At 63.7% G+C, this 542-nt stretch carries 1 pseudogene; it reads right to left on the reverse strand.

Going from position 1 to position 542, the window contains the following annotated elements:
- A pseudogene (locus ACXJ3V_RS20630) lies at positions 1-542 on the reverse strand (ISNCY family transposase); the annotation flags it as partial.

Genomic DNA, 542 nt, shown 5'->3' on the forward strand with positions numbered 1-542 from the left:
AGTCAATGCCGAGCATCGCGAATGGCAGATCGGCCGTCACCTTTTCGAAGGCCTCGATGACCAGCATCTGGTCGCGCAATCTCATTGCCACGCATTCCGTCCAACCGCTGGCGATGTCGGTCAGCGTCAGGGTGTGAACGTAGTCACCGTCCGTCTTCGGGCCGCCGCAGTGTTCGACCATGTCGATCTCGAAGAAGCCTGGCGCCGGATCCCGCCAGTCGGCGAACGTGCGCACCGGAATGCTGCGTCTGATGGCCGCGCCCACGCCAGTGCGGCGCCTGCGCTTGCCGTCGATATGCAAACGCGCATCGGCCAGGACGCGATCAATGGTCGCTGCGCTGACTTGCAAGACCTTGGTCTTGACGACCGGGTCCAGCTCGAGGTGGCCATGGCGTTCCATCGCATCGACCAACATCGGGATCAAGGCCTTCAGCCGCTTGCCGCAGACTCGATCGGCGGCCTCCCACAGCACCGTCAGCGCTTGCCGCACCGCCTCGTCATACAGACGATTGCGTGCCCGCGTTTCCTTCGTGGTGGCCTCT

Source organism: Microbacterium sp. P5_E9, assembly GCF_054049175.1.